This window comes from Asanoa ishikariensis, assembly GCF_900107455.1.
Taxonomy (GTDB): domain Bacteria; phylum Actinomycetota; class Actinomycetes; order Mycobacteriales; family Micromonosporaceae; genus Asanoa; species Asanoa ishikariensis.
Map to the genome: position 1 here is coordinate 1 of NZ_FNQB01000003.1, position 14,054 is coordinate 14,054.

The window sequence follows — 14,054 nt, forward strand, 5'->3', positions numbered from 1 at the left end:
AGCAAGAAGGATGCCCAGGAGGCGGCGGACTGGCTGGTCGACCGGTTCTCTCGGCTGGTGCCCGGACTGGCGGTGACCGCAAGCGTCGACGCGGGTGGCGGACAGTACCTCGTCGCCCTGGCCACCGGCCGCCGCTGATTCGAGGCCCCGGATCGTTTGCGGCCGCCTCGTACGCTGCCGTCGTGACACTTCGGGCTTGGTGGGATCCGCAGTGGTACAACTGCGACGCGCACCTGCGGGTCGGCGACCGGGATACGTTCGCCTTCTACTGGGACGAAGACGTGGCCGTCGACGACGCGCGCATCGGGTTCGACCCGCACCCGGAACGGCTGTTCCGCACGAGGCCGGGCTTCGACCTGGTCTTCGCGAACTCGGTCGGCCGCGCGTGGCACTACCAGCGGGCCACCGTGGAATCGATCGAGCACGCCACGTTCGGCCCGCTCAACGAAGTCGATACCGCGGGGTTCGGCGAATACCACTTCCGTTTCCACGACGGCCGTTGGGTGACGCTGGAAGCCGAGCAAGGCCCGGGAGCCGTCAACGGCACCAGCGAGGGCTTTCCCGTCGAGGCAATCGATCCAGACTGGATCCACACCTCGGGGTGGGCGCTTGTCGTCGTGCTCGCTGACGTCACGGAGGCATGAGCGGAGGATCTACGTACGGCGTCCATCACCCCGGACAGGGCTGACGCTAGTGCGTGCGCCGTCCACACTGGGCAGATGAGCGATTCATCGGGTCGGGCCGTTCGACCGAGTCTCGTCGGGCGTCTCTTAGCCTGGATCGGCATCGTCGGACACGTCGTGGTCTTGTTTCTGTACATGATCAGCGGGCTGGCCGTACCGGCCTGGGCGGTGGGTGTCCTGCTCGTCATCTGGGCGGCTCTGCTGGCGGTCGCGATCGCCCTGTTCCGAACCCGTCCGCCCTGGACCTTGGCGGTCCCGGTCGCAGCCGTGGCCATCTGGATCGCCGTCGTCTCGGCCGGCGACGCGTGGCTAGGGTGGACCGCTTAGCGGCAATCCAGAAGCCCTTTCGGGTACGGGACTCCGATCGCGCAAAAGATCCGACAAGTAGCGCTCGGCAGGTGGGGCAGTCACTCTCTGGGGCGTTGTCGCGGACTCGCCAATGCGTAACTGTTGCGTCCGGGGAATTCCCACGGAGGACGACACATGCCCGACGATCTGCGCAGCCTTGCGACGGCTCATCGCGTCCTGGCCGGCGCGAGCCTGCTCGCCATCCTCCTGGTCGTGCTGGGCTCCGTCGCGGCGCTCATCGAGATCATCAACGCGCCGCCCGGAGTGCTCCGCTGGTCGGCGGCCGCGATCCTTGTGACGGTGGGGCTGTGCTGGCTTGTCGCCGTTCTGCAGAGCCGGCTACGAGGGCATACGACGGTTCTCGGCTACCTGGGCGCGGCGATGATGACTGCCGGGGCGGCCCTGGCCGGATGGAACACCGCCGCGGCACCCTCCGTGCGGCCGGCCGCCTCGCCAACGGCCCGGGGCACGGCCACCATCGACAGCCCGCAGAGTGGCGCAGAGGTCGGGCCGTGTCTGGTCGACGTCCGGTTCCACGGCCAGCCTTCCCCTGGGAAGACGTTCGTCGTCGCGGCGCAGAACGCACGGTCCGGTTACTACTTCGAGACCGACCTGACACCGTCACAGGGCCACGTGTACTCCGGGCGTGTCCAAGCCGGCGCCAAGGCGCTGTCCACCGACGAGAAATACACCGTCAGCGTGTACGAGCACGACGAGGACCAGGTCGCCTATCTCGTCGGAGTGGTCACCGAAGTCGAGGACGAAGCCACGTACTGGCCGAGCCTTCGGCCGCCGCCTGGTCTGACCGCGCCGCTGGACAGCATCATCGTCCACCGTGCACGGGCCGATCCCGGTTGCGACAGCTGATCACCCTCCCGCGTGTTCGCGCTGGAAGCCAACTGCGTGCCGGTATGAGGCCGATCCAGGGCCGGCGCGGGTCGCCGATGATGACCGTGCCGGCATCGCTTACATAGCAACGCGATCCCGTGTGTCATCCTGCGGATATGGACGCTGATGCTGTTCGACCGGGATCGGAGCGCTCGGCCGTGGTGGAGGGTCTGGTGACGCCGGAGCGTCGCATGATCATGGTGCTGGGCGGGATCGGCGACTGGGACTTTCTGCCGGACTTCCGCGAAGACCGGTTGTGCTACGCGGGCAAGGACGTGCTGTATCTGATGAGCGAGTCGCAGTGGAGCCACGACGCGGTGGTCGTGTTGGAGTCATGGACGGGGGAGCCGCCGCCGGACACGGACGCGGAGGCTGTCGAGGAGACCACCATCTCGTTCACCGACGGCCGGGCGTATCTGACAATGATGGGAGTCCCGATCGAGGGCGACGTCCTGCCGCTGCCCGGCCCTGGGACCTACCGTGTGCGGGTGGCGGCGAGCGGCCGCGCCGAGCTCGTGCGGCGCCACGCCGAGGTCAGTCCGCCGCTGTGGTTGACGGGTGTCGAGCGGTTCCGAGTGTCGTTCTGGCTGGACCCGATGTTTCGAAATTAATGCATCTCCATGTGTGAAGATGACTGACCGTTCAGGGGATGGGACGGTCGGTGGGCGTTGGGACAGTGGGCTGGTCCGTCTGACGGACCGCTCAACGGGGGAGCTGCGGCGGTGTTGACCGCCTGATTGCTGAGTCGTGTTCACCTTCGTGGTGCCTTCCTGGGCGTGTCGCTGCTGCGGCACGCCTTTCTCGTCGTCCCGTGCGGGGCGAGACGCATCGAGGAGTGTGAGGCACCTTGCGTACACATCGGATAGTGCTCGCGGCCGTGGTGGTCGCGGCGCTTGCCGTGACAGCGGCGCCGTCGCCGGCGAACGCCGCCGCGGTGGCCGAGCCGTCGCCTGCGGCGCCGTCGCAACCGCGGCCGAAGCTGCCGCCAACGACGGTGTCGGCGACGCCGGATGGCGGCACCCGGATCACCGGCGTGCTGCCAGCGAACCGGGCCGCCAAGGCCGCCGACTACCCGGCGGCGATGGGCGACTACCGCGCCGACCGCGACAGGGCCATGGTCGACGACGCCCGGCAGGAGGCTTTGCGGCGGGCGGCAGAGTCGGGTAACGACTCGTTCTGGGACGCGGCGGCCAAGGACGGTCCAGGGATCCTGCGGGAGCGGTTCACGCCTCCGTCATCGCCGGAGAGTTCGTTCATCGAGGACTGTCACCAGCAGTCCGCGGCCGGCAGCGACACCGGATTTGTCAAGAACCGCATCGAGTGGTGCATCAGCGCCCAGGCGTTCGACCTGTGGCTGGACTCCTCCGGCAAACGCACCGGGTACATGATCATGGACTATGACCTGTTCGGGTACGGACGAGACGACGGGATCCGCAGCATCGTCGTGTACGCCCGCCCCACGTTGGTCCTCTTCGGCGAGAGCTACACCCCGCTGACCACGGTCGCGATGCGGATCGGTTGCGACGGCCGCAGCGAAGCGGGCTGCTTCGGCGGCGGTGTGCATCGCGCGACGATGGCCGAGTGGAAGATCCGCTCCTTGAACTCGGACCTGTGGTTCGGGTGGGAGATCGCCTCCGACGAGACCGTCTCGTCCCGCGCGGACCAGGCCTCGTACCACTGGTTCGACGAGGATTTCCTGTTCATCGACGGCCGTTCTGAGGAGCTCGGCGACTTCGGGATCCGCTGCGATTCCGCCACGTACTTCAGCGCCCGCGCACAGGCGTGCGTGTTCAACGATGTCGTCCCGCACCTGCAGTACTCGATCAAAGACGCCGACGGGAACTACACCAACCAGCGTGAGGTCGCCGAGCACATCCGTCAGGCCCAGGACAACCCGAACAGCACCGACCCACCCAAGCCCGACGGCGACAAGAACATCCCCGGCAAGTACACCGGGCGGTTCGATCTGAACTATCTGTCGCGGATCGACCCCAACAGCCAGAACTACCGGGACAACACGGCCGCGAAGAACGCCGCCTGCGCGCCGCTGACACCCGATCCGGCCATCGAACGTCCACAGTGCGACGAGTACCCCTTCGCCAGCACCCGCCAAGGTGCCGCGCACCCACTGTTCGACTTCTCCGTCAAGTACATCTCCGGGTCGCAGAACCAATCGGCCGGGGCCTTGCTCATGCAGTACTACCGCGACGACCGGATCCTCTTCGACGACGACGCCTTCTACGTCGAGATCCGTGACCAGGCCGGCGGCCCGGTCAGCGGCGCACCGATCGTGCGCGTCCTGCCCGAGGTCCACGGCGACGAGGGCGAGGCCATCCCCTTGCTGGCATCCGCGTCCGGTGCGGACCTGTCCGTGAACTGGACGGCCGAACCCGTCGCCGGCGTCGACGCCGGCGCTACCTGCTGGTTCAGCAAGGAGACCATCCAAGCGCCGACGATCACCTGCAACGACGACGGGGAGTTCCGGGCGACCGTGACCGTCAGCGACGGCATCCACGACCCGGTCCAGGCGTCCAGCCGGGTCATCGTCCGCAACGTCGCCCCGACGGTGCGGATCACCAACCCCCGCGACTGGGACCTGTTCCGCGTCGGCGCGCCGATCATCTTCGACGCCCCGATCACCGACCCGGGCACCAACGACACCCACGACTGCCAGTACTGGCGCGACGCCGGCGGCGGCTGGGACGACGGGTTCTTCACCGCCGCGAACAACTGCGGCCAGGTCATCAGCTACGACCACGCCGGCATGTACACCACCGACGTGGTCGCCACCGACGACGACGGCGGCCAGGGCGGCGGCGACCCCGTCATGATCGTCGTCTACGACCCGCTCGAAGGACAGGCCAACATCGACGGGTCGACCGCGACACCCTCCGGTGCCCTGGTCGCGAACCCGACGATCACCGACTGGACCTGGTTGCACTACGCCGGCGCCTACCAACGCCTCGGCGGCACAATCCCGTCCGGGGCCAGCAAAGCTTGGGTCGGGAACACCGCCTTCCGGCTCGAGGCCTCGGCGATGGAATGGCTGGTCATCACCGAGGACGGCAAGGTCGCCTCCCGCGGCACCGGCGCCGTCAACGGCCAAACCGGCTACACCTGGGTCCTCTACGGCTGGGACGCCTGCACCGGCTCCAACCGCCCCGGCTGCCAGAACATCAGCCAGGACCAGGCGCGCCTGGTCGTGTGGCGCACCGCCACCGGCCAGATCGTGTACGACCACTTGCCTGGCAGCAACGAATTCGACGTCGACCGCATCGAACCGAAGACCATGACTTCCGGCGCCGTCCAGATCCAACGCTGGCCCCGCTAGAGGAACCCACCCTCGTCCCGGGCCCGCCACGCGGGCCCGGGACGCACCACGGACATGCGGAGCCCATCACCGATGCGGACCATCGCACGAACCCTCACCACAGCCATCGCCGTCGCCGCGATGGCTGCGACCGCGTCGTGCGCGACCACCGCAGACGGGCAACCGCCGGCCGGCGACGCCACCACCTCCAGACCCACCCGATGCGTCTACAACCGGCCCGCGAACGCCACCGGCGACCCGTGCCAACCCCGCCCGACCAACGGCCCAGCACGGGCCGCGCTGACCACCAGCCAGCAAGCGTCCGCCGAACCCGCCCGCGCCGCGGCCGAACGGGCCATCACCGGTTGTGGCGGCTGCGGTGCCGGGGACCCGGTCGCCCTCGCCGAGAACATTCGCGCGGCACTCGCCGGTGCGGGGTTCGCCGACGCCATCGTGCGACCAGCCGGACCCGCCGACCCGGCACCCACCGGCAGCGTCATCTACGCGGTACCCGCCGGTGTCGCCTGCCTGCTCGGCTCCTACGAACCATCCACCAGACGACAGCAACTCGAGATTCAGGGACCTCTCACCCACGGCGGCTGCCTATGACTCGTGACGAACCTGAAGCCGGACCGTTGGAGTTCCTTTAGCGCTGGGCAACGGGCAGCCTGGAGCTGGTCCCCGACATGATCCGCGACGCCCTGCGGGTCCTCACCGCATCCTGGTCCGTCGCCGTCGAGTCCCGCGGCTGGTACGAGAGCGCGTACGTCGATCTAGTCGATCCACCGTCAACTCACTAGAGTCTCGCCATGATCGAAAAGCTGACCTGGTTGCCGTACCTCGTGACGGCCTTCGTCGTGGGTGTTCCGGCCCTGGTCGGCATTGGCTTGATCGTCACCACAGCGCTGCGCTGGAACAAACTGCGGACACTCGCCGGGTCGGGCCAGCGAGTGACCGCGCAGGTCGTGGACAACCAGTTGGAGTCGTGGTCCGGCGGGAGAACGAGGTTCCGGCCCGTGGTCAGGTTCCAGCCGGGCGCAGGGCCGGAGGTGACGACGGTGCTGACTGATCTAGTCGGGTTCCGATCCCACGTGGTTGGCACCAAGATCGAAGTGCTCTACGACCCGCAGAACCCGACCAAGGCGGCGCCGGTACGCGCGGGCGGCTGGACACTGATGATCCCACTGGCGTTCGGCCTGATGTTCCTAGTGTTCGGGTTTTGCGCGTACCAGATTGCCGACTCAGTCCTCGGCGTGTTCCACGATGTCGGCTTCCTCGACCCCGGGGGCCCGGGAGGTTTCTCAGGCCCAGACCCAGGCTTCAACTTCGACGAGTTCTGAGCGCCGTGATTCAAAACGTACGTGCTCGTCGGGAACTCGCTATCCCGACCGTTGGAAGGTCAGTTCGGACGTCGGGACTGGAGCGCACGCTGTTCGGGGAAGGTCCATCCGAAGTGGACTGCGGCCAGACGCACGGCGGTGGTCACGCCCAGGCAGGCCAGACCCGCGATCAAAGTGGGTGTGCCGAGTTCGGCGAGCAGGACGAAGGTCCCGGCGCCGGCCCCGGCGGCTACGGCGTAGAGGGTGCCGACCTGGAGGAACGAGATCGGCAGGTTCAGGATGACGTCGCGTAGCATCCCGCCGCCGATGGCTCCGATGACGCCGACGACCAGTGCCCCGGCTTCGCCGACGCCAAGGGATAGGGCCTTGGAGGCCCCGATCGCGGCGAAGAGTCCCATGACGACCGCGTCGAGCGTGGTGATGAGCCAGGCCGCTCGCGCGAACGCGGGGTGCAGCAGCATGCCGAGGATGGCGGAGGCGCCGGCCACCAGCAGGTACGAGTTGTTCCAGACCACGACAGGCGGCTGGTTGAGCATGATGTCGCGCAGGAGGCTTCCCCCGAGCGAGACGGCGAGCCCGATCACGATGACGCCGAGCACGTCGATCCGTCGGTGTCGTCGGCCTGCGGCGAACAGGGCGCCCTGTAGGCCGCCGAGTGCTGCGGCGAGCAGCTCGATCCACAGCGTCACCTGAAACGGGGTGATGGACATGCGGTCACACTCCGGGAAGGTCCGGGGCCGGCTCACGTACGCGTGCGAACCGGCCCCGGGGGTGGGATGTGGGTGTGTCAGCGAGCGCTTTCCGCGGCGGTCACGATGACGTCGGAGACGACGCCGGGCTGTGTCACGTAGAGGGCGTGGCTGGCCGAGACGTTGGTGATCTTCGCGCCGATGCGAGTGGCCATGTGCTGCAGCATTGCCTGGTCGAACGCCATGTCCTCCGTTGCGATGACGGCCCAGCTCGGCTTGTCGCGCCAGGCGGCGTTCTTCACGGGCGCCGCGAACACCGCCATGTTGATGGGCACCTGGGTGTCGCGGAGGAAGGCGGCGTCGGCGTCACTCGCGTCAGCGGCGAAGCCGGCCTTGAACTTGTCGTGGTTGAGGAAGCCATATCCGTCCTCGACGTCGATGACGAACTCGGGCGTCGGGGCGAATCCCTCGTACTGCTGGGCGGTGGTCTCGCCCGCGTCAGGCGCCAGCGCCGACACGTAGACCAGCCCGGCGACCTTCGGATGAGCTCCCGCTTCGGTGATCACGGTGCCGCCCCAGGAGTGGCCGACGAGGATTGTCGGGCCGTTCTGCCGATCGAGTACTCGCGTGGTCGCTGCGACGTCGTCCTCGAGCGAGGTGAGCGGATTCTGCACGATCGTGACCCGGTATCCGCGGTCTGTCAGCTTGTCGTAGACGCCGCGCCAGCCCGAACCGTCGGCGAACGCGCCGTGCACCAGCACGACGTTCCTGATCTCGTGACCGTTGGTGCTCATGAGGCCCGTCCTTCCGCTGCCGCGCCCGGCGCCAGCCGGAGCGGGGTTGAGGTGAGTCGGCGGTCGCCGCCTCCGATGTGCAATATATTGCACATCGCGGCGGTCATCAAGGCTGGGCGCGGAGTTGTGTAAGGACGCACAATGTGTGCAATATGTTGCATGCCGATTCCCTCGGGTGTCTCCGCCGTAGACCGGACGCTGCTTCGCGACGACGTCTACCGGCGCCTTCGCGATGCCATCGTCGACGGCACCTTCCTGCCCGGGGAGCAGCTCAAGGACGGCGAGCTCGCGGAATGGCTCGGTGTGAGCCGCACTCCCGTGCGCGAGGCACTGCTGCGCCTGGCGGGGAGCGGACTCGTGGTCGCCCTGCCCGGCCGATCGACAAAGGTCAGCACCATCGACCCGCGGGCGGTACGGGATGCCCGCGACGTCATCGCCGCCATGCACGAACTAGCCGTGCGCCATACCACCGGCCGGCTTTCCGAAGACGACATCGACCGCATGCGGGAAGCGAATCACCGCTTTGCCGAGGCAGTGACCTCCGGTGACATCGCCGCGGCTCTGGACGCCGACGAAGAAATACACCGGATCCCGGTCGCCGCGCTGGGCAACCATGCCCTCGCGGCCGTGCTCGACCAGTTCGATCCACTAGTACGCCGCGCGGAACGGCTGCGCTTCAGCACGGACGGACACGCGTCCGTCGAGCTGCACGCGAGGCTGATCGACATGATCGCAGCCGGTGATGCGCGGGCAGCCGCATCGGTGGCGTTCGACATCTGGCACACACTTGCGGCCGAAGACGGCGCCGACGGCTAAATCGCCAGGTCACGGGGGTTACGCGGACCAGGCCGGGATTCTCAACCGACGCAGCCGTACGCCATGCGATTGCGTCGTTTGCCGCAGCGTCATGAGCGCTCGTCGAGCGGCCGGGGGAATCAGCGATCCGCCTGCCAGGACTCGACACCGGATGTCCGGCGCGCAGCGGGTGCGGTGCTGTGCGGCTGATCAGCGAGCGAGTTTCGGCCGGCCCCCAAGCGGTTAGCCGCGGGTCGGCGCCAGCAGTTCTTCTGCCTCCGCCAAGGCGTGCTCGATGGAGAGGTCGCGGCCACGTCGATCATGGCGGTGAGATCCGCCTCGGCCACGGCTTCCGTGACTGCGTCAGCGGTTCGCTGTTCCAGTTGGAACACCGACGGCCAGGGAACCAAACCGATGGCGTCGCGGGCTGCGGCGGCCGCGCCGATGAGGCGGGCGGCGAGTTGGCTATCGCCAGTGTGCAGGGCGAGGGTGCCGAGGGCGCCCACGCATCGGATGAGTCCGTCGACGTGGTCGATGTCGCGATAGCCGTCGACGGCTGAGGCTAGGTGCGACCTTGCCGATCCACGGTTGTCAAGCACTAACGCGTCCATGGCCAGGTCGTAGTGCGCTTCGGCGCGAAGGTTTTGGTCGGCGAGCGCGTCGGCGATCTCGAGGGCGTCGTGGTGACGTTCTACCGCCTCGGCCGCGCGGCCGTCCAGGTTCAGCGATAGGCCATAGTGCGAAAGGACGTAACCGGTCACATGCGGGTCGTCTGCCTGTTCCGCCACCAGGAGGGCCTCCGCGAATTCCGCGAGCGCCCGTTCGTGTGCGCCGTGTGGGCGCACGATCGCGCGGGCCGAGAGAAGCAGGGCCATCCGGGCTGGCGACTCGATCGGCCGGCCGATGGGAATCATCTCGTCGAGTACCTCGGCGGCGGCCGGGAAGTCTCCGTCGTTGAGCAACCGGCTGGCGGTCAGCCACTGCCGGGCCAGCCGGTCACGCGGCGACCCCGTGTGCGGCAGCGCCTCGATCCGTTGCCAGAGCCCGGACGCCTGCCGCAGCAGACCGCGGGCCAGCAGCCACACCCAGACGTCGCCGAGTGCGCGCAGCAGTGGGCCGGCATCGTGTCGCGTGCGAGCCAACCATTCCAGCACGACCTGCAGGTTCGGTAGCTCGCTGTCGAGCCGTCGCAGGATCAGCTCCCGAGAGCCGAGGCTGGTGTCGGCCGCCCGGAGCACATCGAGGACGTGCTCGTGCAGCCGGCTCAGGGTGTCGTCCGCGGGGTCCCGGCGGGCGGCGGCGAACCGACGGATCGGTTCGAGAAGCTGGAAACCGCCCTCGCCGTCCATCCGCTCGACCGGGCTCACCATGCTGCTGTCCAGCAATGTGGACAGGTCGCGAACCGCATCGTCGGCGCCATCGCCGCAGACGGCGACGACACCGTCCACAGTGAACGGCGCCGCGAACACCGACAGCCGTGTGAGCAGCCGCCGTGCGGAGCCGGGTAACAGGTCATAGCTCCACGAGACCGTGCCGGTGAGCGTCTGTTGCCGGTGCGGCAGGTCGACGAAGGCGCCCGGTCGCTCGAGTCGCTCGTACACCTGGGTGAGCATCTGGTCGGGGGTGAGCAGGCGCATCCAGGCCGCCGCGAGCTCCAACGCCAGTGGCAGGCCACCAAGCCGGCGGCAAAGCTCGGCCAACGCGGACGCATTCTCGGCAGTAAGTTCAAACCCGGGCCGCACATCGCGTACGCGGTCGACCAGTAGCCGCAGCGCCGCAGGCTGGGCCAGCGCGGACACCCGATGCTCGCGCTCGCCGCGGATCCGCAGGCTCACCCTGCTGGTGACCAGCAGAGACAGTCGCGGGGTCCGGCGTAGCAGATCGGCCAGGGCGGGCGCCGCGTCCACCACGTGCTCGACGTTGTCGAGCAGGACCAGCAGGTGCCGGCTCGACAGTGCCCGTTGGAGCGCGTCGAGCGGACCTTCGTGGCCCTGGCCCACCACGCCCAGCGCGGACGCGATGGCGTCGGGCACGAGCCGGCCGTCGGTGACCGGGGAAAGGTCGACGAAGGCAACGCCGTCGCGCCAATGTGGCGCGGTGCGTTCCTGCGCGGCCAACGCCAGCCTGGTCTTGCCGATACCGCCGGCGCCGGTCAGCACCACGAGCCGGCGGTCGCCTGACACGAGGTCGTCAACAATCCGGGCGAGGTCCTCGTCGCGTCCGACCAGGGATGTCGCCGGTGCCGGCGGGATCGCGACGGCGCGGCCGTCTCGCGGCCCGGCGAACCGTTCCGCGAGTAACGTGGCCAGGTCGGTCAAGATCAGCTCATGGAGCTCATCGGCGTCGGTGAAGCGCTTGTACGCGGTCTGCCCGCGCGCCCTGATCTCGTCGAGCATCCGGCTCAACGCGGCGTCGCGGCCGGGCGCCGGTGACTTGACGTACAGCAGCCGGGGCAGCCCCGCTGCCCGCTCGAGCTCGTCCTGCAAGCCAGAGACGATCATCCCCGGACCGACCCATCCGTAGCTGTCTGCGTAGATGCCGACGAAGACGTCGGACTGCGCCACATAGGCCTGATAGACCGCTTGCGCGGGGTGCGGACGCGCGCCGGACTCGAACATCACGGGAGACAGCCGCAACTGCTCGATCGCAGCCCGGGCCGCGCGGCGCTCGGCGGCCAGCTCCACCAGAGTCGAGGACACGAAGACCCGCAGCCGATGGTCGGGCGTTCTGATGGCGGGTTCGGCCATACCGCCAAGACTTACCACGAAATCCTGAACCGACACATCGAGGCGCGGGTGTGTGTCGCCGATTGACCCGCCATGCTGCGGCGTCGTTTGGACGTACCTGGACCGGAGATCAGGATGGGTTGGCGCCGGCCGTAGACGCGGTGGCGGCTTCTCGGTAAAGCGGATGGCTCGATCCGAACTCCCGCTCGCAGTCTGCTGTCAGTGATCGTCCTTCGGCGAAGGCCAACGCCGGTTGGCCGAGCCGAGCAAGGAACCGAACGAGCGTCAGCCTCGTCGCCAGCGTGCGCCGGTGATGTGCTCCGAACAGTTCGGTTCGCTCGTTGACCAAAATGCGCAGCATGGTGACGGCAGCTTCGAGATGACCTAGTTCTCCGGTGGCCAAAGCGATCTGATGCCTGGTGCTGAAGATCCGTGGTTGCCTGCTGCCCAAGATTCGTATCTGGTCGTGGAGGAGCTCCTCGAACAGTCGCAGGGATCGACCCCAGTCGCCAGACGCGCCGATCGCTCGGGCGTGCTCGTACCTAATGTTGAGCCCTTGCGGCACGTCCTGGCCATACACGTTGGTCATGCGGAGGGCCAGGTCCTGTAACTCTTCGGCAGCCACGGTGGGTTGGCCGTTGTTATTGGTGTACTGGGCGGCGTGCATGCAGGTGACCATTGTTTGTAGATAGTCACGGCCCCACAACCTTTCCTGATCTGCGGCAACGGCGCGCAGGAGGTCGACGGCTGCTCGGGGATCTCCCGCCTCGCCGGTGTACCGGCCGTGGAACTCACGCGATGCCAGAGTCGATGGATGGTCTGGGCCGAGCGTCCTGGCGCGGTCGGGGATGATCTCGTTAAGTTCTGCGACGGCCGAGCCGAAGTGCCCGGCTTCGCCAAGGTAGCGCGCGTAGTCGTGGCGGGCCTGCAAGGTGTCTGGGTGGTCTGCTCCCGCCGCCGCTGTTCGTTGGCCGATGATCCCGTGAAGTTCGGCGGCGGCCTCGGCGGAACGGCCGGAGTTGCCTAACGCGATGACGTAGGCATAGGAGGCGTTGGCCACCTGGTGGTCACGCGCCCGGGCAAGCGCGACCATGCCGTGGTCGGAACGGTGGAGGTCGACGGCGGCCCAGCCGATGTCGTAGGCCTCCACGGGTTCGACTTCGCTGAGGAGTGCGGTCCAGCTCGAGTCTGGGACGGCGGGTAGGAATGGTTGGTCGATCAAGTAGTCGAACGCAAGAAAGCCGCCGTCGGCGTGGGCGGTCAAGAGGCTGCTTGATCCATAAACGGTGGTCGTCGCCCATGCGAGTGCTTCATCCATGGTCTCGAGCCGTCGATCCCGGTCCTCTGTCTGAAGGTAGAACACGTGGAGCTTGCCGAGCAGGTCGGTGGAGACGGGTCGGTGGAGACCCATGCGGCGGCAATCGACCGCGGCGGAGACGATCGCCGCACCACGTCGATGCTCGCCCATCGTGGCCGCCCGTCTCCAGTCCAAGACCAGCTCGGGCCCTGCGGCGAGCATCTCCGCTACGCCGTACCGGCTCGACATTTTCGCGGCATTTGTAACGCGCGGGTCCGCAGCCGATGAAGCACGCCGCAGTTCCTTGTCCGACCATGAGCGCGGGACCTCTATTGGATTCTCGGCCATGAGAAGGACCGCTCGACCTGCCCGCCAGGTTGCCGCATCGGAGACGTCCCGGTTGCGGGCGCTGTATCGGTCGTACTCGCGGACGCGCATCGTGGCGAGCACAACGACCTCTGCGCGCCGCCGGCCGTCGAGCAACGACCGCAGCGTCTCGACCGTCAGGCCGGTCGCGCCGAGGTACAGGTCGAGCTCGTCCAACCAGATCACATGACGCCGTCTCGGCGAGATCGCTTCGCGCAGGTCGTGAAACTCGTCGCCGGGCGAGGGAATGTGGAGCCAGTAGTCAGGCAGTGCCACGCGCATCGCCTCGTACGCCAGGCGAGACTTGCCGGCGGTCGATTCACCGACGATCAGGACAAAGCCCCCGCCGAGCAGTCGTTCGCAGACAGACTCCATGACATCCCGGGCCACGAACTCCGGAACACGATCCGGGCGACCCTCCATTTTGGCGACTTGGGCTGGGTGGACGCCGAGGCTCAGTGGATCACTGGCGTCGCGCACCCGGATCCGTGGCAGTCTCCGGGGCCGACGGCGGCCTCGCCGCACGACATCCTCAGCCCGAGCAGTGAACGCGCCAGCTAGCCCAGCACCTGCGGCCGTGGCTACCGCCGCGGCCCAGGGAGGAAGCCATGCCGCCGCGACAACGCCCACGCCGCCACCAGCTCCCGCAGCTGCCGCCAACGTGAGCCATGCCCGCAAATGTCGAGCCATTCCCAGGCCTCCCGACGATCGGTAGCCCTCAATGCCAGATCCTCAGGGTACGACGCTGGCGCCGGTGGGTAGCTTGCCAAACATTGCACAAGGGTTGTTATGGTGCGTGGTGCCGCGGCTCGCAGGTC

The 14,054-nt window shown here is 67.9% G+C and carries 12 protein-coding genes; 8 read left to right on the top strand and 4 right to left on the bottom strand.

Annotated features, from left to right (window positions below):
• Positions 1–182: 182 nt before the first annotated feature.
• The 7 genes from BLV39_RS24080 to BLV39_RS24110 all read left to right on the top strand — a co-directional run bounded on the left by BLV39_RS24080 (position 183) and on the right by BLV39_RS24110 (position 6,569).
• Positions 183–644: a hypothetical protein gene (locus BLV39_RS24080; RefSeq protein WP_090797789.1), complete on the top strand. Its 462-nt coding sequence runs from the start codon at positions 183–185 to the stop codon at positions 642–644.
• 156 nt (positions 645–800) lie between these two features.
• Complete coding sequence (locus BLV39_RS24085) at positions 801–1,010, top strand: hypothetical protein (RefSeq protein WP_090797792.1); 210 nt, start codon at positions 801–803, stop codon at positions 1,008–1,010.
• Positions 1,011–1,166: 156 nt separating this feature from the next.
• A complete protein-coding gene (locus BLV39_RS24090; RefSeq protein ID WP_090797794.1) occupies positions 1,167–1,898 on the top strand; it encodes a hypothetical protein in 732 nt (243 codons plus the stop codon).
• A gap of 194 nt (positions 1,899–2,092) precedes the next feature.
• Positions 2,093–2,530 carry a hypothetical protein gene (locus BLV39_RS24095; RefSeq protein WP_143049856.1) on the top strand — a complete coding sequence of 146 codons (438 nt, stop codon included), beginning with the start codon at positions 2,093–2,095 and terminating at the stop codon, positions 2,528–2,530.
• A gap of 254 nt (positions 2,531–2,784) precedes the next feature.
• Entirely contained in the window at positions 2,785–5,250 is a 2,466-nt protein-coding gene (locus BLV39_RS24100; protein WP_090797798.1) for a NucA/NucB deoxyribonuclease domain-containing protein, read from the top strand.
• A 72-nt stretch (positions 5,251–5,322) separates the two neighbouring features.
• Positions 5,323–5,838, top strand: a complete 516-nt coding sequence (locus BLV39_RS24105; protein ID WP_090797800.1) for a hypothetical protein — start codon at positions 5,323–5,325, stop codon at positions 5,836–5,838.
• A gap of 200 nt (positions 5,839–6,038) precedes the next feature.
• Entirely contained in the window at positions 6,039–6,569 is a 531-nt protein-coding gene (locus tag BLV39_RS24110; RefSeq protein ID WP_090797802.1) for a DUF3592 domain-containing protein, read from the top strand.
• A 59-nt stretch (positions 6,570–6,628) separates the two neighbouring features.
• Here the strand turns inward: BLV39_RS24110 and BLV39_RS24115 are convergent, their stop codons facing one another.
• Together BLV39_RS24115 and BLV39_RS24120 are read right to left on the bottom strand one after the other, a co-directional pair.
• Complete coding sequence (locus BLV39_RS24115; RefSeq protein WP_090797805.1) at positions 6,629–7,279, bottom strand: trimeric intracellular cation channel family protein; 651 nt, start codon at positions 7,277–7,279, stop codon at positions 6,629–6,631.
• Between the two features lie 77 nt (positions 7,280–7,356).
• Positions 7,357–8,052 carry an alpha/beta fold hydrolase gene (locus BLV39_RS24120; RefSeq protein WP_090797807.1) on the bottom strand — a complete coding sequence of 232 codons (696 nt, stop codon included), beginning with the start codon at positions 8,050–8,052 and terminating at the stop codon, positions 7,357–7,359.
• A 159-nt stretch (positions 8,053–8,211) separates the two neighbouring features.
• On the opposite strand from BLV39_RS24120, the gene BLV39_RS24125 reads away from it, so the two are divergent.
• Positions 8,212–8,868, top strand: coding sequence for a GntR family transcriptional regulator (locus tag BLV39_RS24125; protein ID WP_090797809.1), 657 nt, complete (start codon positions 8,212–8,214; stop codon positions 8,866–8,868).
• A 119-nt stretch (positions 8,869–8,987) separates the two neighbouring features.
• Here BLV39_RS24125 and BLV39_RS24130 read toward each other — a convergent pair whose 3' ends face one another.
• Both BLV39_RS24130 and BLV39_RS24135 read right to left on the bottom strand, forming a co-directional pair.
• Complete coding sequence (locus BLV39_RS24130) at positions 8,988–11,594, bottom strand: DUF4062 domain-containing protein (protein WP_090797811.1); 2,607 nt, start codon at positions 11,592–11,594, stop codon at positions 8,988–8,990.
• Between the two features lie 109 nt (positions 11,595–11,703).
• The gene (locus BLV39_RS24135) at positions 11,704–13,716 is read right to left on the bottom strand and encodes a tetratricopeptide repeat protein (RefSeq protein ID WP_176985058.1); all 2,013 of its coding nucleotides are present in this window, start codon (positions 13,714–13,716) and stop codon (positions 11,704–11,706) included.
• Between the last annotated feature and the right edge of the window lie 338 nt (positions 13,717–14,054).

Excerpts from the sequence above, each read along its gene's own strand:
- BLV39_RS24090 (WP_090797794.1), top strand. The coding sequence starts at position 1,167 with ATGCCCGACGATCTGCGCAGCCTTGCGACGGCTCATCGCGTCCTGGCC.
- BLV39_RS24105 (WP_090797800.1), top strand. The coding sequence starts at position 5,323 with ATGCGGACCATCGCACGAACCCTCACCACAGCCATCGCCGTCGCCGCG.
- BLV39_RS24110 (WP_090797802.1), top strand. The coding sequence starts at position 6,039 with ATGATCGAAAAGCTGACCTGGTTGCCGTACCTCGTGACGGCCTTCGTC.
- BLV39_RS24115 (WP_090797805.1), bottom strand. The coding sequence starts at position 7,279 with ATGTCCATCACCCCGTTTCAGGTGACGCTGTGGATCGAGCTGCTCGCC.
- BLV39_RS24120 (WP_090797807.1), bottom strand. The coding sequence starts at position 8,052 with ATGAGCACCAACGGTCACGAGATCAGGAACGTCGTGCTGGTGCACGGC.
- BLV39_RS24125 (WP_090797809.1), top strand. The coding sequence starts at position 8,212 with ATGCCGATTCCCTCGGGTGTCTCCGCCGTAGACCGGACGCTGCTTCGC.
- BLV39_RS24130 (WP_090797811.1), bottom strand. The coding sequence starts at position 11,594 with ATGGCCGAACCCGCCATCAGAACGCCCGACCATCGGCTGCGGGTCTTC.